Source organism: Haematobacter massiliensis (assembly GCF_000740795.1).
GTDB lineage: Bacteria > Pseudomonadota > Alphaproteobacteria > Rhodobacterales > Rhodobacteraceae > Haematobacter > Haematobacter massiliensis.
In genome coordinates this window covers 108,237-126,326 of the sequence record NZ_JGYG01000007.1, presented here as the reverse complement: position 1 = coordinate 126,326, position 18,090 = coordinate 108,237, and the positions used below count along the sequence as shown (strand labels likewise).

At 62.0% G+C, this 18,090-nt stretch carries 16 protein-coding genes; 10 read left to right on the top strand and 6 right to left on the bottom strand.

Annotation, left to right across the window (positions count from 1 at the left end):
• Window positions 1-574: 574 nt before the first annotated feature.
• Complete coding sequence (locus tag CN97_RS11690; RefSeq protein ID WP_035711559.1) at window positions 575-1,831, bottom strand: Zn-dependent hydrolase; 1,257 nt, start codon at window positions 1,829-1,831, stop codon at window positions 575-577.
• A 288-nt stretch (window positions 1,832-2,119) separates the two neighbouring features.
• Here CN97_RS11690 and CN97_RS11685 point away from each other — a divergent pair, with 288 nt between their 5' ends.
• The 7 genes from CN97_RS11685 to CN97_RS11660 all read left to right on the top strand — a co-directional run bounded on the left by CN97_RS11685 (window position 2,120) and on the right by CN97_RS11660 (window position 9,254).
• On the top strand, window positions 2,120-3,667 hold the full coding sequence (locus CN97_RS11685; protein ID WP_035711557.1) for an ABC transporter substrate-binding protein: 1,548 nt from the start codon (window positions 2,120-2,122) through the stop codon (window positions 3,665-3,667).
• A gap of 73 nt (window positions 3,668-3,740) precedes the next feature.
• A complete protein-coding gene (locus CN97_RS11680; protein ID WP_035711554.1) occupies window positions 3,741-4,718 on the top strand; it encodes an ABC transporter permease in 978 nt (325 codons plus the stop codon).
• A gap of 9 nt (window positions 4,719-4,727) precedes the next feature.
• Window positions 4,728-5,567: an ABC transporter permease gene (locus tag CN97_RS11675; protein ID WP_035711552.1), complete on the top strand. Its 840-nt coding sequence runs from the start codon at window positions 4,728-4,730 to the stop codon at window positions 5,565-5,567.
• Between the two features lie 8 nt (window positions 5,568-5,575).
• Window positions 5,576-7,171 carry an ABC transporter ATP-binding protein gene (locus tag CN97_RS11670; RefSeq protein ID WP_035711549.1) on the top strand — a complete coding sequence of 532 codons (1,596 nt, stop codon included), beginning with the start codon at window positions 5,576-5,578 and terminating at the stop codon, window positions 7,169-7,171.
• A gap of 27 nt (window positions 7,172-7,198) precedes the next feature.
• Window positions 7,199-7,834, top strand: a complete 636-nt coding sequence (locus CN97_RS21395; RefSeq protein ID WP_345998107.1) for an arginase family protein — start codon at window positions 7,199-7,201, stop codon at window positions 7,832-7,834.
• Window positions 7,765-8,223 carry an arginase family protein gene (locus CN97_RS21390; protein ID WP_345998108.1) on the top strand — a complete coding sequence of 153 codons (459 nt, stop codon included), beginning with the start codon at window positions 7,765-7,767 and terminating at the stop codon, window positions 8,221-8,223. The genes CN97_RS21395 and CN97_RS21390 overlap by 70 nt, the downstream gene beginning before the upstream one ends.
• Window positions 8,224-8,318: 95 nt before the next feature.
• Window positions 8,319-9,254, top strand: a complete 936-nt coding sequence (locus tag CN97_RS11660; protein WP_035711546.1) for a LysR family transcriptional regulator — start codon at window positions 8,319-8,321, stop codon at window positions 9,252-9,254.
• On the opposite strand, the gene CN97_RS11655 is transcribed toward CN97_RS11660, so the two are convergent.
• Together CN97_RS11655 and CN97_RS11650 are read right to left on the bottom strand one after the other, a co-directional pair.
• Window positions 9,251-9,868, bottom strand: a complete 618-nt coding sequence (locus CN97_RS11655; protein ID WP_035711845.1) for a DUF1345 domain-containing protein — start codon at window positions 9,866-9,868, stop codon at window positions 9,251-9,253. The genes CN97_RS11660 and CN97_RS11655 overlap by 4 nt on opposite strands.
• Window positions 9,869-9,908: 40 nt before the next feature.
• Complete coding sequence (locus CN97_RS11650; RefSeq protein ID WP_035711544.1) at window positions 9,909-10,340, bottom strand: NUDIX hydrolase; 432 nt, start codon at window positions 10,338-10,340, stop codon at window positions 9,909-9,911.
• Window positions 10,341-10,446: 106 nt separating this feature from the next.
• Here CN97_RS11650 and CN97_RS11645 point away from each other — a divergent pair, with 106 nt between their 5' ends.
• Window positions 10,447-11,169 carry a haloacid dehalogenase type II gene (locus tag CN97_RS11645; protein ID WP_035711541.1) on the top strand — a complete coding sequence of 241 codons (723 nt, stop codon included), beginning with the start codon at window positions 10,447-10,449 and terminating at the stop codon, window positions 11,167-11,169.
• Between the two features lie 3 nt (window positions 11,170-11,172).
• On the opposite strand, the gene betC is transcribed toward CN97_RS11645, so the two are convergent.
• The 3 genes from betC to CN97_RS11630 form a co-directional block, all read right to left on the bottom strand.
• On the bottom strand, window positions 11,173-12,681 hold the full coding sequence (betC, locus tag CN97_RS11640; protein WP_035711538.1) for a choline-sulfatase: 1,509 nt from the start codon (window positions 12,679-12,681) through the stop codon (window positions 11,173-11,175).
• Window positions 12,682-12,690: 9 nt separating this feature from the next.
• Window positions 12,691-13,632 carry a choline ABC transporter substrate-binding protein gene (choX, locus tag CN97_RS11635; protein ID WP_035711537.1) on the bottom strand — a complete coding sequence of 314 codons (942 nt, stop codon included), beginning with the start codon at window positions 13,630-13,632 and terminating at the stop codon, window positions 12,691-12,693.
• A 76-nt stretch (window positions 13,633-13,708) separates the two neighbouring features.
• Window positions 13,709-14,731 carry an LLM class flavin-dependent oxidoreductase gene (locus CN97_RS11630; protein WP_035711534.1) on the bottom strand — a complete coding sequence of 341 codons (1,023 nt, stop codon included), beginning with the start codon at window positions 14,729-14,731 and terminating at the stop codon, window positions 13,709-13,711.
• A gap of 100 nt (window positions 14,732-14,831) precedes the next feature.
• Here CN97_RS11630 and CN97_RS11625 point away from each other — a divergent pair, with 100 nt between their 5' ends.
• Entirely contained in the window at window positions 14,832-16,658 is a 1,827-nt protein-coding gene (locus CN97_RS11625) for a sensor histidine kinase (protein ID WP_051911188.1), read from the top strand.
• On the top strand, window positions 16,655-17,980 hold the full coding sequence (locus CN97_RS11620) for a sigma-54-dependent transcriptional regulator (RefSeq protein WP_035711532.1): 1,326 nt from the start codon (window positions 16,655-16,657) through the stop codon (window positions 17,978-17,980). The genes CN97_RS11625 and CN97_RS11620 overlap by 4 nt, the downstream gene beginning before the upstream one ends.
• Window positions 17,981-18,090: the final 110 nt, after the last annotated feature.

Sequence of the window (18,090 nt, the reverse complement as noted above, 5' to 3'; positions counted from 1 at the left end):
GATGTCCAGCCATTAATGCTGACAGCCTTTTTTTTAACGCTCGACATACGCGCTCTCTGCGCCTTCCCAGCTTGGATATGGTTCAGGACATCCCTGTCTTTGGTCTCGACATCCGCATGGAGCCAATTTCGGGCGTCGCCAATGGATGCTCTCCGTGGTAAGATTGACCGTTCCACGGAGACACTGAAAATCAAACCGACGCGTGTCAAACAACTGAAATAATGACCAACTCACGCTCACCATACAATCGTAAAATATTGATTATACTTGAGGAATGAATCCGGAGATCAGTCGACCCTTGGACCGTTCCATCGCTCCGGAAGGGACGGCGGCAACCATGCGGGGCCGCGGGCCGACAGTCAACGGGCCGGGTTCAAGGCCTGAAGACGGAGCGCTGCCTCTGACGCCACCCGAAAGGATTCCGTCAATATATTGATATCAGATGATTTCTTTCCGACTGCGGTAACGGTCAATAATTGGTTGTAGAATGGTCAAAAAGAGACCCGAATGGCCATTATTTCAGTTGTTCGATAGCGCGATTTTCGCCCTACGCTTGTTCGCACAGTAATCCATGTTATGTAATATATGGACGATCCAATCGGCTGACGGCGCAATGTAAAAGAATATTCAGACCCGCCTCCAAATCTTCCAACGAGCAGTACTCTTCATTGTTGTGGGTAATTCCGCCACGGCATGGGGTAAATATCATGGCTGTCGGGCAATGCATGGCCATATGATACGCATCGTGGCCCGCCTGAGACTGGATATCGCGCCAGTTATAATTTTGGCGTATTGCTTCGGATCGAATGAGATTGATGAGGCTTTGGTCAAAGATCGCTCCGCCCCAAGTCCATTCATCTTCCACGACTGCCGTACACCCCGCTATCGCCGCGGCGGCGAATGCTGCCCGACGCATCCTTTCTGCCATCACGCCAGCGGTCACGGGATCAGGATGACGAACATCGGCCACGCACTCGGCTGTCTCTGACAGAATGCCTGGCTTGTTGGGCCATGCCGTCAGGCGTGATCCGGTGGCCTTGCCGTCGTGAACCGCAAAATCCCAGCCGATATCATCCACCGCTGTGAGCCAGCGTGCACCCGCTATCAAGGCGTTATGACGAAGGTTCATAGGCGTAGGCCCTGTATGGGCGGTTTCGCCTTCGAAACGAATGCGCATGCCGTGGCTGGGATATCCGCCCGTAACAATTCCCACCGCGCGCCTTTCCGCATCAAGGATCGGGCCCTGCTCAATGTGAAGTTCAAAATAGGCGTCGACCTGGCCACCGCGTGCTGCACGGGTTCCTCGATAACCGATACGCTCCAGTTCATCCCCGAAACGAATGCCCTCGTCATCAACAAGATTACGCACCCAATCGGGTTCATATTTGCCTACAAACGCCCCCGACGCCACCATCGGAGGTGAGAAACGGGCGCCTTCCTCATTGGTCCAGTTGACGAGAACCAGCGGGCGCTGCGTGACATGTCCGAGGTCGTTCAGTGTTCGGACGACCTCCAGACCGGCGAGGACGCCCGCAATGCCGTCAAAGCGGCCCCCGTTCACCTGCGTGTCGAGATGGCTGCCGATCATCACCGGAGGGAGATCGTCGCGCTGTCCTTCCCGGCGCGCGAAGATCGAACCGAGTTCATCGACTTCCACAGTCAGGCGCGCCTCCTCACACCAGCTTACGAAGAGGTTCCGCATCTCCCGATCGGCATCGCTCAGCGTAAGGCGCGAGAGCCCACCGGGCCTTCTGACGCCAATTTCGCCCGACTGTTCGATCGTGTCCCAGAACCGGTCAAGGTTCATGCGGCTGTCAGCGGTGAATGTCATCGGGCCATCCCTTTTCATGTCTGATCAAGAAAAGCAGACAGGGCCGCCTATCGCAAATAGGCATATGTAATATCAGCCATTACGTCTGTTCGGTATAACAAAGCTGCCTAACTTGCGCTGAAAAATGAATAAATTTTTGGGCTTCCATCACCTCACCCACGTCATAGCCATGAACTATGGTTTTCATAATACTAGTCTATTTGTCTCCTCCCGCCAGTTGCGGAGAATGGGGCTACGCCATAAGAGCGCCCCTGACGGGCCAAGACAAAGACAATACAGGGATCTGCCATGAATCGTTTTCTCGCCGCCGCGCTAGCGGGTTTCCTTGCCATAGGCACAGCCTCCGCCGATCCGGTTGCGGGAGGACGCGCGAATGTCGTCGTTCAGCCCGAGCCGCCGAGCCTGATGATGGGCCTGTTCCAGAACGCTCCGACCCAGATGGTTGCCGGCAACATCTACGAGGGGCTGCTGCGCTACGACAACGATCTCAACCCGATGCCGTCCCTGGCGAAATCCTGGACAGTTTCGGAGGACGGGCGGACCTATACGTTCAATCTGGAGGACGGGGTGAAATGGCACGACGGAGCGCCGTTCAGCGCCGCCGATGTGGTATTCTCCGCCGATGTCTTCCTGCGCCAGTCGCATCCCCGCTTCCGCGCCGTGCTGACCCATGTCGAGTCGATCACTGCCCCCGATGACCATACGGTGGTCTTCCAGTTGAAAGCGCCGTTCGGCCCGTTCCTCAACTCCTTCGAAGTCGGCTCCATGCCGATCGTTCCCAAGCACATCTACGAGGGCACGGATTTCGCGACCAACCCGGCGAACAACAAGCCCATCGGCACCGGGCCGTTCAAATTCGCGGAATGGGTCAAGGGGTCTTATATCCTGCTGGAAAAGAACCCCGACTACTGGGATGAGGGCAAACCCTATCTGGATGAAATCTACTGGCATGTGATCCCGGATGCCGCTGCACGTGCAGTGGCCTATGAAACCGGAACAGTGGACATCCTGCCCGGTGGGGCGGTGGAAAACTTCGATGTTCCGCGGCTCACCGCACTCGACAACACCTGCGTCACGCAGAAAGGCTGGGAATTCTTCTCGCCGCAATCGTGGGTGTGGATCAACAACCGTCAGGGGCCAACCGCCAACAAGGAGTTCCGGCAGGCGATCCTCTATGCGCTGGACCGAGAATTCATCAAGGATGTCCTCTGGAACGGGCTGGGTAACGTCTCTAACGGGCCCTTTGCCGCAACCACGAAGTTCAACGATACCGATCTGGCGCCCTATCCCTTTGATCCTGACAAAGCAAAAGAGCTGGTGGAAGCGTCGGGTTATAACGGCGAAACACTGCGCCTCGTCCCCATGCCCTATGGCGAGACGTGGATGCGTCTGGCGGAAGTCATCAAGCAGAACCTGGCGGATGTGGGCGTGAACGTCGATATTGTGGCAACCGATGTCGCGGGCTGGAACCAGCGGCTGGGGGACTGGGACTTCGACCTGTCCACGACGTTCCTGTATCAGTATGGTGATCCCGCGCTCGGCGTGGCCCGGAACTATGTGTCGACGAATATCGCCAAGGGTTCGCCCTGGAACAACGTCGAGGGTTATTCGAACCCTGAAGTAGACGCTCTGTTCGAGAAAGGCGCCGCCACAATCAATCCCGAAGAGCGCGCCGCGCTCTACAAGGAAGTTCAGGCCAAGCTCTCCGAGGACGTGCCGGTGGCGTGGCTCCTGGATCTCGGCTTCCCGACGATCACGCGCTGCAACATCAAGGATCTCGTCACGACCGGCATCGGTCTCAACGACGGGTTCAAGAACGCGTATATCGAAAACTGATCGCCCCGCACCCGCTCTTTCATAAAGGCGGGTGCCCCCTCCCCCTTGTGGGACTTCCTTTCAGGGCAGGCCGATGAAACTCCTCACCCGCATTCTGTCGCGGCTGGTCAAGGCATGTCTGGTGCTCTTGGCCATCCTGGTGCTCAACTTCATCCTGATCCATATGGCGCCGGGTGATCCCGCGAAGGTCATGGCCGGCGAGGCCGGTGCAACGGACGAACTCTTCCTGCAGCAACTGCGGGAGAAATTCGGTCTGGATCAGCCGTTCTACATTCAGCTGTGGCGTTACATCAGCGGCGTGATGCAGTTCGATCTGGGCTATTCCTACCGTCAGCAGATGCCGGTGATCGACCTCATCCTGGATCGCCTGCCCGCGACGCTGCTGCTGACTGGGACGGCCTTCATCGTCTCGCTGGTGCTGGGCGTACTTGCCGGTGTACTGGCAGCAAGCCGTGTGGGACGCTGGTCCGATACGTTGATCTCGTCGATCGCGCTTCTGTTCTATGCGACCCCGCTGTTCTGGGCGGCCCTGATGGGCGTGCTGCTCTTCTCCGTGACGCTGGGCTGGCTACCGCCCTTCGGCTATGAAACCGTCGGCTCCAACCTGACCGGCTTTGCCCGGATGGGCGATATCGCGGCGCATCTGGTGCTTCCGGCGCTGTCGCTCGGCCTGTTTTTCATGGCCGTCTATTCGCGGATGACGCGCGCCTCCATGCTGGAGGTTGCCCAGATGGATTTCGTAAAGACGGCGCGGGCCAAGGGCCTTGCCCCCGGCGTGATCGAGCGTCGGCACATCCTGCGAAACGCGCTTCTCCCCATCGTGACACTGGCGGGCCTGCAGGCGGGTCAGCTCGTGGGCGGCGCGGTCCTTACCGAGACGGTCTTTGCATGGCCGGGCATCGGACGGCTCATGTTCGAAGCGCTGACCCAGCGGGACTACAACGTGCTGCTCGGCGTCTTCTTCGTCTCCGCCGCGATGGTGATCGTGTTCAATCTCATCACCGATGTCATCTACGGGATCGTCGATCCCCGCATCCGGCTCGAGCGCTAGGAGACGCCGATGAAAGATTTCCTCAAACGTTTCGCGACCAACAAGGGCGGCGTAATCGGGCTGGTGCTTCTGCTGCTGGTCGTCGTCATTGCGGTGACCGCTCCCTTGCTCTTCCCGGGAAATCCCTGGCGGATGGTGCAGCGGCCGTTCCTGCCGCCGTTGGAAAACATGGCCTATCCTCTGGGCACAGATACGCTGGGCCGCGATGTGGCAGCGGGGCTTGCTCACGGCGCGCGCATATCGCTGCTGGTCGGTCTGGTCTCCACCCTCGCAGCACTGCTGATCGGCATACCGATAGGGGCGCTGGCGGGCTACTTCGGTGGCTGGGTGGATGATGTCCTGATGCGGGTGACCGAGTTCTTCCAGACGGTGCCGAGCTTCGCGCTGGCCATTGTGCTGGTGGCGATCTTCGAGCCATCCGTCGTTTCCATCACACTCGCCATTGCCATCGTCTCCTGGCCGCCTGTCGCGCGGCTGGTGCGGGGTGAGGTTCTGTCGCTGCGCAAGCGCGAGTATATCGAAGCAGCGATCCTTCAGGGCCTCTCCAACCGGTCGATCATTCTGGGACAGGTACTCCCGAACGCCGTTTCCCCCATCATCGTCATGGCGTCGCTGATGGTGGCCAGCGCCATCCTTTTGGAATCATCCCTGTCCTTCCTGGGGCTGGGGGATCCGAACCTCTTGTCCTGGGGCTATATGATCGGTGCGGCCCGGACGGTGATCCGGCAGGCATGGTGGCTGTCCTTCCTGCCCGGCGCCGCCATCGTCATCACCGTGCTCGCGCTCAACCTGATCGGTGAAAGCCTGAACGACGCTTTGAATCCCCGCCTCGCGCGGCGAAAATCGTGAGGCTCGACATGCAGGACGCACTCCGTATCGAGAACCTCACCATAGCGCTGCCGAAGGGGGCCGACCGGCCTCACGCGATTGAGGATGTGACACTCACGCTTCACAGCGGGCGGACGCTCTGCGTAGTGGGTGAATCCGGCTCGGGCAAATCCATGTCCGCCAATGCCGTGATGGGACTACTGCCACAGGGTGTGCAAATCACCGGCGGGCGCATTCTGCTGGCCGGGGAGGATATCACTCACCTGGACGAAGCGGCCCGTGCTTCGCTTCGCGGTGCAAAGATCGCGATGATCTTTCAGGAGCCGATGACCGCGCTCAATCCGCTCATGCGGATCGGGGCACAGATCGCAGAGGTCTTCGAGGCCCATGGAAGGCTCGCCCCCGGCGAACGCGCGTCCCGGGCGCTGGAGCTTCTGAAAGAAGTCGGCATCCCCGACGCGGAGCGGGCGCAATTCGCCTATCCGTTTCAGCTCTCGGGCGGTCAGCGGCAACGGGTGATGATTGCCATGGCCCTCGCGCTGGAGCCGAGCGTGCTGATCGCCGATGAACCAACGACGGCGCTGGACGTGACGACCCAGGCGCAGATCCTGACGCTGATCCGGGAGTTGCAGCAGCGACACGGCATGGCAGTGATGTTTGTCACCCACGATTTCGGCGTCGTGGCCGAGATTGCCGATGACGTCGCTGTCATGGAGCTTGGGAAGCTGGTGGAGAGCGGGACCGCGGAGCAGGTGCTGAAACATCCGTCCCACCCCTATACCCGTCGTCTGATTGACGCGATCCCGAAAGTCGATCTCGCCGCGAACCCTGCGCCGGAAGCGGCAGCGCTCCTTCAGGTCCGCAATCTCGTGAAGCAATTCACCAGCGGCGACCGGATCGTGAAAGCAAGCGATGATGTCTCCTTCGATCTTCTGAAGGGCGAAACGCTCGGGATCGTGGGGGAAAGCGGCTCCGGGAAATCGACGCTGGGCCGGATGATCGTGCAACTCGCCCGACCTGATTCCGGGTCGATCACCATGGAGGGGACGGACATATCCAGCCTCCGCGGTGCCACCTTGAAACGCCACCGCGGGCGGATCCAGATGATCTTTCAGGATCCTTATGCTTCCCTCAACCCGCGCTCCCGCATTGGACGCATCCTTACAGAAGGGCCGATGGCGCATGGCAAGAGCCGCGTCGCCGCACTGGCCCGGGCACGCGAACTCCTGACGCTGGTGGGGTTGAAGGAAAGCGCGATAGAGCGCTATCCACACGAATTCTCGGGCGGTCAGCGGCAGCGCATCGGCATTGCGCGCGCCCTCGCTCTCGATCCCGAAATCGTGGTCGCCGATGAAGCGGTGTCGGCGCTCGACGTCTCTGTGCAGGCGCAGGTTCTGGACTTGCTCGAGGACCTGAAGGCCCGGCTCGGTCTGACGCTCATCTTCATCACCCATGACCTGCGGGTGGCTGGCAAGATTTGCGACCGGGTTGCCGTCATGCAGAAGGGCCGGATCGTCGAGCTTGGGCCGGTGGAGCAGGTGTTCCGAAACCCGCGCGAACATTACACCCAGAGCCTGCTGGCCGCCGCGCCGGGGCTTGAGCTTTCCGGGCAGGCGGCAGATTGACCACCCCTTCCAAAAGACCGTGAGGATATGATGAAGGCCATCTTCGACGAACGCCAGCGTGCCCATGACCCTCGCTTCCGACTTGAGAACGGGCGTGTCGTGCTCAATCCCGACCGGCCCGACCGGGTGGCGGAACTTCTCCGCGGCGTGACGGTAGCCGGTCTGGAGCTTGTCGCCAGCGAGGATCACGGCATGGCGCCGCTGGCCGCGATCCATACGCCGCGTTATCTCGACTACCTCCGCACCATCTGGGATCGTCGCGTCGCTTTGGTCCCGGATCTCGAGGAAGTGGTTCCTGGCCGCTTTTGCCCCGATCGGACGATGTTCTACTCCGAGGAGTCAGAAGCCCAGATCGGCTTCTTCAATGCGGATACGTCCTGCCCCATTTCTGCCAGCTCATGGGAGGCAGTCTACCGCTCCGCACAGACCGCAGTCACCGGCGCAGAGTTGGTCCTGTCGGGCGAGGCGAAGGCCTATGCGCTCTGCCGTCCCTCCGGCCATCATGCCTACCGGGAACTGGCGGGCGGGTTCTGCTTCCTCAACAACTCTGCGATCGCGGCAGAGCGTCTGCGGGCGGGGGGCATCGCGTCGCCATCGTCGATGTCGATGTCCACCATGGTAACGGCACGCAGGGCATCTTCTATGACCGTGACGATGTTCTGACCATCTCTCTCCATGTCGATCCCGCGCAATTCTACCCCTACTACGCCGGCGGCAAGCAGGAGACCGGCGCCGGTCGTGGGTTGGGCTACAACGTCAACCTGCCGCTGCCACGCGGGACGGGAATGGAGGGTTATCTCGAAGCGCTGGACGTCGCGCTCGGCCAGGTAAGGGCCTATGGGGCGACGGCGCTCGTTATCGCGCTTGGTCTCGACGCCCATGAGAACGATCCCTTCCGCGGGCTTGCCGTGACCACCCCGGGCTTTGCCGAGATCGGGCAGCGCTTCGATACTCTGGGCCTGCCGACGCTGGCGGTCCAGGAAGGCGGTTACATGCAACCGAGCCTTGGCGATAATCTGGCAAGCTTCCTGAAAGGGCTGCGGTCGGCGTAAGGGCGCGGCGTCCCGGCCATTTGCCGGCCTGGAGATGGTGGACCTCTGACAGCGTTCGCGTTAGAGCAGAGGCTCCCGTCCCAAGCAGAGCCGCCATGCCCGCCCGCACCCCGCTCGGCGATATGAATCTGAACCTGCTTCGCACCTTCTGCGCTATCGCGGAGGAGAAAAGCATCACCCGCGCCGCGAAACGGCTGTCACTCAGCCAGCCGAGCGTGACCGTTGCCCTCCAGCGGCTGGAGGAGCAACTGGGGTGCCAGCTCGTATTCCGCGACAGTCGGCGCTTCGGTCTGACCCTTAGGGGAGAGAAGGTCTATCAGGAATGCGCCGAAATCTTCCGTTGTGTCGATCGGATTTCCGACCTGACGGAAGACCGTAACGCTGAGGAATTCGGTGAACTCCGTCTTCAGACGCTCAGCACCCTCAACTCCACCCTGATCGACGAGACGATCCGGCTCTACCACCAGCGCTATCCCTCGATCACCTGGTTGGTGGATGTTCAGAACAGCCAGGATACTGTTCGCCGCATCACTCAGGAGAAAGCGGGTCTGGGCATCTGTCTCCTGACAAAACCCATCATCACGCTGGATTGCAAACTGCTGTTCCGGGAAGAATTTGTGGTTTTCTGCGGCGCCGAACATCCGCTCTACGGGCAAGCGGAGGTGACGGTGCGCGATCTGGCGCGCGAACCCTTCATCGCCTTTGAATGCGCGACGGAAGGGTTCGGGCTGGAGCCGATGATCATGCTGCGGGAGGGTCTTGGCCTCGGCAACCGCATCAGCGGATCGAGCCGCAGTCTGGAGGAGGTGCGCAGGATGATCTCGCTCGGCCTCGGCATCGGGCTTCTGCCGTTGATGAGCGTGGCGGAGGAGGTAGAGAAGGGGCGCCTCTGGCCGCTCCGCATCACCGATCAGCCGTTGGGCGCCGACGTGTTTCTCGTCAGCAATCCCCTCACTCCGTTCACCCCGCCCGAGCGCCGCTTCGTAGAACTGCTGGACGAATTGCGTGTCCTTTACCCGGACATGATCTAGAGCACGCCCGCCACGACGTTGATCGTCAATGCGACGACACCGAGGTTGAAGAAGAATGCCACCATTGCATGCAGCGTCGCGATACGACGGAAGCGGCGCGTGGTGATCTCGACGTCCGACACCTGAAACGTCATGCCTATGACAAGCGAAAAGTAACAGAAATCGGCGAAGAGCGGCGCTTCCTCACCAGGAAAATCAAGCGCAGGGTGACTTTCCTCATCATAGTACACATGCGCATAATGAAATGCGTAAACGAGGTTCCCGAACAGCCAGCTTATCGCCAGCGTTGCCGTGACGAGCACAAGATCCGCCGCCGTCATGTCCTCCTTCCCGCCCACCAGCACCGCAAGGGTAACCAGCACCATCAGCAGAACCACCGTCACGGTCAGGGCGAGAAACAGCCGGCCGCCATCGTCACGGGTTTTGCGGGCGCGGAAGGTCTGTTCATCCTCCTCCAGCCACAGAGGGACGCAACTCGCGATGAATACCGCTGCCGCGAGATCGAAACCAAGAATAAGGGCCTCTGACCGGTCGATCAGCAAGCCAAGCCCCCCGCAGGCGAAAGCGAGCGTAGCGAAGAAAGCGATGAACCTCGGATGACGGGGAAGGGTCATGATATCCATCTGCGGTAGCGCTTTCTGGATCATGCCGCAGTCACAGCGGTTGGCAAGCGCCTCGCGCCGCCTGTCGGGCTACCCGCTCCACATCCCGGCTCACATTGTCCAATCCCGGGATGTCTTCGAGCGCGATCCAGCGGGCCTCCAGCGCATCATCATCCGGGACAGGCGCGCCCGCAAGCCAGCAACAGGCCACGGCCACCAAGACATAGTGAAAGCGGAGCGTCCCGTCCTTTCGGCGGTCCAGCGCGTCCAGCACGGTGAGAATGGCGGTGGCAACCCCCGTGACACCTGTCTCCTCCGTCAATTCACGCTCCGCCGCTGCGAAGAGCGTCTCACCCGCCTCGAGCCTGCCGCCCGGAAAGCCCCAAAATCCCCGATCCGGGGGGTTGGCCCGCCGTACGAGCAATACCTGTCCCTCCCGAAACACGACGGACAGGACAGCCGGAACCGGCCTGAGGGGCGTCATATCAATGCTTGAGTTCATGGCGGAGACGCGTTGTGATGCGGATCATGCCGGATGAAGCGCCTGTTGATCGATCTGTGTCAACCGGCGCAACAGGGGGAAAAATCGAATGCAGAACGTAAAGAGCTTCGTTTTCGACGTATTTGGCACGCTGGTTGACTGGCGGGGCGGGGTCGCTCGGGATGCGGAGCCGTTTCTTACCCGGCATGGCGGGGATCCATCGCAGGCACGGGCCTTCGCAGATGCATGGCGCGACCGCTATCAGCCTGCCATGACGGAGGTTCGGCAGGGGCGTCGTCCTTTCACCCGGCTTGACGTGCTGCACCGTGAAAACCTCGTCGCGATCCTGCCGGAGTTCGGGCTGAACCCTGCCGACGTGAGCACGGAGGAGTTGGATGCACTGACCTTGGCCTGGCATCGACTGGATCCGTGGCCGGACGTGGTCCCGGGTCTGATCCGGCTGCGCAGGGCTGCAATCATCGCGCCGCTTTCCAACGGCAATATCCGTCTCATGATCGATATAGCCAAGCGGGCCGGCCTTCCGTGGGATGCCATTCTGGGGGCGGAAGCGGCGCAGGCCTACAAGCCGCGCCCGGAAGCCTACCTCCGCACCGCGGAGATCCTGATGCTGCCGCCGGAGCAGGTCTGCCTCGTGGCCGCACATAACGACGATCTTGCCGCCGCGCGGGCCTGCGGCCTTCGCACCGCGTTCATACCCCGCCCGCTCGAATACGGCCCAGGGCAAGAAACTGATCTCGCGCCAAGCGCCGATTGGGATGTGGTGGCGGAGAGCGTCGAGGACTTGGCCGACCGGATCGGCCTGCCCCGCTGATCGTTACTCTCCCCTTGGAAAACGCTGTGCCTCCTCCAGAACGTTGAGGTCCATGTGATTGCGCATGTAACGCTCGGAGGCGCGTTGCAACGGCTGAAAATCCCACGGGAAGTAGGCGCCGTTTCTCAGAGCCTCATAAACGATCATGCGACGGGCCTGGCTTTCGCGCACCTCGGCGTCATATGCGGCAAGGTTCCAGCGGCTCTGCGCCAGCGCGGTCAACCGCTGCAGCGTCTCTGCATGGGCCGGATCCGACGCAAGGTCTTTCAGCTCCCACGGATCGTTCTGCATGTCAAAGAGCTGGGGCGGATCTGCATCACAGAGCACGATCTTCCACCGCTCATCCCGGAGGGCGACCATCGGCGCGACTGAACCTTCGGCCGTATACTCCATCGGCACCGGCCCCCGTATACCGCCTCGCGCTGCCGTCTCGAGAGTCACACCATCCGTCCAGGGCGCGATGCTGCCGAGGTCGATCCCCGCCAGCCCGGCCAGCGTCGGCAGCACGTCAAGCGTAGAGACCGGCGTTTCCACACGCCCGGGAACCCATCCAGGAGCAGATACCATGAGCGGCACGCGCGCGGACCCGTCGAAGAAGCTCATCTTGAACCACATTCCCCGCTCCCCCAACATGTCGCCATGGTCAGAGAGGAAGAGGATGACCGTCTCCTCCGTAATTCGGGTCCGATCAAGAATGTCCAGCAGTTCCCCCACCTTTTCATCGACATAGGAGATGTTGGCAAAATACCCCTGCCGGGCGCGGGCGATGTCCTCCGATGTGATATCGAACCGCTCGTAGTCGCAAGCGTTCATCAGGCGCTGAGAGTGGGGATCCTGATCGGCATAGGGGATTGCGGGAACCAGAGGTTTCAGCGCGGGACTTTCCTCATAGAGATCCCAGAACTTCCTCCGCGCCACATAGGGATCGTGAGGATGCGTAAAGCTCACGGTGAGGCACCAGGGTCTGGCGTCGTGGCCACGGGCGAGGTCATAGAGCTTCTGCCCTGCCAGGAACGCCACCTCGTCATCGTATTCCATCTGGTTGGTGATCTCGGCCACCCCTGCCCCAGTCACCGACCCAAGGTTGTGATACCACCAGTCGATGCGTTCGGTCGGCCGGGTGTAATCCGGCGTCCAGCCGAAATCGGCAGGATAGATATCGGTTGTCAGCCGCTCCTCGAACCCGTGCATCTGGTCTGGACCGACGAAATGCATCTTGCCCGAGAGGCACGTATGATAACCCGCGCGCCGCAGGTGATGGGCGAAAGTGGGGATATCCGAGGCGAACTCTGCCGCGTTGTCATATACCCGCGTTCGCCGGGGAAGTTGCCCGGACATGAAGGAGGCCCGGGCGGGCGCACAGAGCGGGCTGGCGGTGTATGTATTGACGAAACGGACGGACCGTGCTGCCAGCGCGCGGAGATGTGGGGCATGAAGGAACGCGGCCGGGCCATCGGGGAACAACGTCCCTGCGAACTGGTCCGCCATGACGATCAGGATATTGGGCTGCATCTGTGAGGATCAGAGAGCCAGAGCCTTGCGTACAGCGTCGAGCCCCGGCTCACCCGACTGTGTCGTCACCCCGTCCAGCCACGGTCCGAGCACCTCCGGGTTCGTCTTGATCCATTCGGTCGCGGCAACCTTCGGTTCGGCATTGTCGTTGAGGATGCTGCCCATGATCTGGTTCTCCATGCTGACGTTGAACACGAGATTGGTCAGCAACCGCGCCGCATTCGGGCATTCCGCCACCCAGGCCTTCCGGGCGAGCGTAAACACCTCCGCTCCGCCATAATTCGGCCCGAAATACTCATCCCCGCCAGAGAGATAGGTGATATCGAGCGCCTCGTTCATCGGGTGCGGCGCCCAGGCGAGAAAGACGCTGAACTTCCCTTGAGCATCATTCCGGGTGACCTGGCTCAGCATTGCCTGCTCTCCGGATTCGATAAGCCGCCAGCTACCCAATCCGAAATCATCAGCATCCACCATCTTCTGGATATTCTGGTTTGCCGGCGCGCCGGGTTCAATTCCGTAGATCGTGCTGCCGAACTCCCGTGCATGCGCTGCGAGATCGGCGAAGTCTTTCACCCCCGCATCGGCGGCGGTTTTGGTCACGGCAAGCGTGAACTTGGCGCCTTCAAGATTGCGGGTGAGAACATCGACCGCCCCGGCTTGCTCAAGATCGTCGCGAAAATGCTGCTGGGCGGGCATCCAGTTCCCAAGGAACGCGTCGAGGTCCCCGCTTTTCATCGCCTGATACCCGACGGGAACAGAGAGGGTGGAGATGCGCGGCTGATATCCCAGCCCTTCCAGCAGCACACTGGCCACGGCGTTGGTGGACGTGATGTCGGTCCAGCCCGGATCGGAAAGCCGAACAGTCTGGCAAGCTGCCGGATCTGCGGCCTGCGCGGGAAATGCAGCCGCAAAGGTCAAGGCGGCGGCAATTGCGGGGGTTATGGAACGCATGATCTGGTGTCTCCTCTGTTGACCGGATCTTGCGACGCGCGCGCGCCGGGAGCAACCCCCGGCGCGCCGCAAACCCTCACCGCCAGCCGAGTTCGGGTGCCACGTACTTCAAGATCGCTTCGATCACGTGGACGTTGTAGTCTACGCCAAGCTGGTTTGGCACGGTAAGCAGCAGCGTATCGGCCTCATGTATCGCCTCATCCTCCGCAAGCTGCTTTGCCAGCTTCAGGGGCTCCGCCGCATAGCTTCGACCAAAGATCGCGCGGGTCTGCTCATCGATGAAACCCACCTGATCCTCCGACTGGTCACCATGGCCGAAATAGGCGCGGTCACGATCATCCGTCAGCGCGAAGATGCTCCGGCTGACAGAGACACGCGGCGTTCGGCTGTGACCGGCCTCCTTCCAGGCTTCGCGGAACGCGCGGATCTGCGCGGCCTGCTGCACGTGGAAAGGTTCGCCGGTCTCATCGTCCTTCAAGGTCGAACTTTGGAGGTTCATCCCCAGTTTTGCCGCCCAGATGGCCGTAGCGTTAGAGCTCGCGCCCCACCAGATGCGGTCACGCAGACCCTCCGAATGCGGCTCCAGCCGCAACAGGCCCGGCGGATTGGGGAACATGGGACGGGGGTTCGGCTTGGCGAAGCCGTTTCCCTTGAGCACTTCCAGCAGCACTTCCGTGTGGCGGCGTGCCATGTCGGCGTCGCTCTCTCCCTCAGCCGGCTCGTAGCCGAAGTAGCGCCACCCGTCGATCACCTGCTCCGGCGAGCCACGGCTGATCCCGAGCTGCAACCGCCCTTTCGCAATGAGATCGGCGGCCCCCGCGTCCTCCGCCATATAGAGCGGATTTTCATAACGCATGTCGATCACTGCGGTACCAATGTCGATCCGGCTTGTCCGTGCGCCCACGGCGGCTAGCAGCGGGAAGGGAGAGGCAAGTTGCCGCGCGAAGTGGTGGACGCGAAAATACGCCCCGTCCGCGCCTAACTCCTCCGCCGCCACGGCGAGGTCGATGGACTGGAGGAGCGCGTCGCCCGCGGAGCGCGTCCCCGATCCTTTGGCGGGGGACCAGTGGCCGAAAGACAGAAATCCGATGCTTTTCATGATGGTCTTCCTTGTGTCGGCTCACAGATAGTGACGCGGGCCCCCGCTTTCACCCCGATGCCCGCATGACGTGATGCCGCGGCGTCGCTAAAGTGGTCCGATGAGCATCATCCCTGCCCCACCCTTTGCCCTGCCGATTCCACGTGCGGCAATGTCCCCCGGACTTTTTCTGGCGGTTGTTGCCACTCTGGCGGCCACGGCCCTTGCGGGAAGGGAAAGCTACCGGCGGGGTATCGCGGCGCTGGACAGATCGCTCGCGGATCGGCACTCCATCACCGCAGACGGGCTGACAGCGGAGATCGAGCGGCTCCGCTACCTGCCCCGTATTCTGGGGGAAGACCCCCGCCTTCGCGCGGTTCTGGCTGCGCCGGAGGACGCTCAGGCCGTCGCTGCCGCCAACTCCTATCTTAAGGCGGCGCGGGGGGTAACGGGGGCCGACGAACTATACCTCATCGGGTCAGACGGAATTACCCTTGCAGCTTCCAACTGGAACGAGCCGGGCAGCTTTCTGGGGATGGATTACAGTTTTCGACCGTATTTCCGGGATGCCCTGGTGGCCGGAATGGCACAGTACTATGCCGTGGGTGTTACCACCGGGCGGCCGGGTGCCTTCCTGTCTGCCCGGCTCGACGCGGCGACGAACGGCGTCGCGGTCGCCAAGATGGAACTCGGCGCGCTCGAGATCGCCTGGGCGCGGGCGGGAGAGATGACAGCCGTGGCAGACCCAGACGGCATGGTTTTTCTTGCATCGCAACCCGCCTGGCGGTTTCGCCCGCTCTCGCCGCTGGGGAGTGAGAACATCTCGCGGATCGAGGCAGAGCGGCGCTATCCCTCCACGCTCCTCTCAAGGGCAGAACCGCTGCCAATTTCCGGCCTTACGCTCACTCATCCCGAAGCGGGGGAGCTGCGCATTCACACAGGCCCCGTGCAGGGCACGGACTGGACGCTTCTCGTCGCGCTGCCAACGGAGGAGGCATGGCGCAGCGCCTTGCTGGCGGCGCTGATCACGGGAAGCCTTGGCGCGCTCGTCTCGGCTGGAGCGGTGGTACTGAGGCAGCGGAGACAGCTCATACGCATCCGGCTCCGGCAGGCAGCAGACCTTGAGGCACGTGTTCAGGCACGAACACGCGAACTTGCCGCCGAGGTCGAGGAACGCCGCAGGGCGGAGGAGGAGCTGCTGCAAACCCATGAGCGTCTGGTCCACGCCGCCAAGCTTGCGGTACTCGGGCGAATGTCGACAGCCATCGTGCATGAGATCGGGCAGTCCCTTTCTGCGCTAGACAACAACCTCGCGGCCGCCGAGGCCCATGGGGATGCCGGGCGGCGTGAACGGCTTGCGAGCGCTTTGGCACGATCGCGGGGAATGGTCGGGCGGCTACAGGGCGTCGCCTCCCGCCTGCGGAGCTTCGGGCGGCGGCAGGTTTCCGTTCCGCCCGAAACTGTGCCGCTGGCGCCCGTATTGGCGACCGCTGTTGAGATCGTGACACCCCGCGCGCGAGAGCTGAGTGTCCAACTCGTGCTGCCCGATACCCCCATGCCGTCAGTGCGGGGGGATGGTCCGCGACTGGAACAGGTACTGACCAACCTGCTGTTGAACGCGATAGACGCCACAGGCCGCAGCCCCGAGCCGCGGCGCGTCTGCCTCTCAGCCATCCCTGATCGCAAGGGCGTGCGTATCGAGATCACCGATACCGGCCCCGGTCTGCCGCCCGGAGCGGAGGGGCTGATTGAGCCGTTCGTCACCGGCGATCCAGGGCAGATCGGCGGACAGGGTCTTGGCCTCGGCCTGTCGATCGTGCAATCCCTGCTGGAGCAGATGCAGGGCGAACTTTCCCTTGCCAACCACCCGGCAGGAACGGGAGCGCTGGTGACCATTCACCTGCCAGCCGCCGATGCCGAAGGGCTCGACGAAGGAGACCGGGGATGACGCGCGGGCACGTGGCCTTCGTGGACGATGAGGCGGAGTTGTGCGCCGCCGTGGCCGACTGGCTCGAAACATCGGGTTTCACCGTCGAAACATGGACAGACCCGCTCCGCGCGCTGGAGGAGATCGACCTCGCCCGCACCGATGCTGTGATCACAGACCTCCGAATGCCCGGCCTGACGGGCGACGCGCTGATGGCCGCTTTTCGCGCGCGGGAACCCGATCTGCCCGTCGTGTTGATGTCCGCCCACGCCGACATCCCCGTGGCAGTAGCGGCCATGCGGGATGGGGCGCACGACTTCATAGAGAAGCCATGTGCCGCCGAATATCTCGCCGCGGTGACCCAACGCGCGGTGGAGTGGCGCCTTCTTCGGCGGGAACTCGTTCAACTCCGCGCACCGCAGAGCCAGCGACGGGTCGTTGAACAGAGGCTGATCGGTCGCTCGCCACAGGTTGCGCATCTGCGTGATATGGCCCTGCGCCTCGCCGATGTGCCTGTGGATATGCTCCTGAAGGGGGAGCCGGGCACCGGGCGAGAGGATTTTGCTCGGCTTGTCCATGATCTGTCGGCGCGCGCGCGACGTCCCTTTGTCGCTTTGGATTGCGCAGCCATTCCGGAAGCCGCTCTGGAAGCCGAACTGTTCGGACAGGAGCGCGGCGGCAATCCTCCCACTGCACGACAGGGGAGGTTTGAATTCGCCAACGGCGGCACGATCTTCCTGAGCGAAGTGGAGGCTCTCTCGCCTGCATTGCAGGCTCGGCTCGCACGATTTCTTCAGGATAGAACCTTCACCCGTGTCGGCGACAACGTTTCGCGGCCCGTGGATGTGCGCCTCGTCGCCGCGACCTCCGCGGATCTGTCCGTCCTGTTGGAACAGGGGCGGTTCCGCCGGGATCTCTATTTCCGCCTCACCACGGCTGAGGTTCTCCTCCCGTCTCTGTCGGAGCGACCCGAAGACATTCCGCTTCTCTACGCGCATTACCTGATGGAGGCCGCCCGCCGTTTCCGCAGACCGGAGCCGACGCCCGGCGCGGGGGATCTCGAAATGCTGACGGTGCGGCGCTGGCCCGGCAATCTGACGCAGCTTCAAACCGCCGCGGAACGGCAGGTGCTAGGCTTCCGCGCCGGAAATGCGCCCGGGCCGGAACGCGATATCGAGGCTGGGCTGCCGCTTGCGCAGAAAGTCGCGGAATTTGAAGCCTCTCTCATCATGGAGGCCCTCGCCCAGTCCGGCGGATCATCCGCTGGCGCCGCGGAACGGCTGGGTTTGCCCCGCCGCACGCTCAACGAAAAGATTGCGCGCTATGGCCTGCGGGAGCGGTAAGGCGAGCGGTTCTTTGCCCGACACAGTTCATCTGGCAATAATCCGCCAGCTCTTCATGACATCCCAGCAGAAGCCATCATGAGTAATATTATTATTTTTCAATATCATAA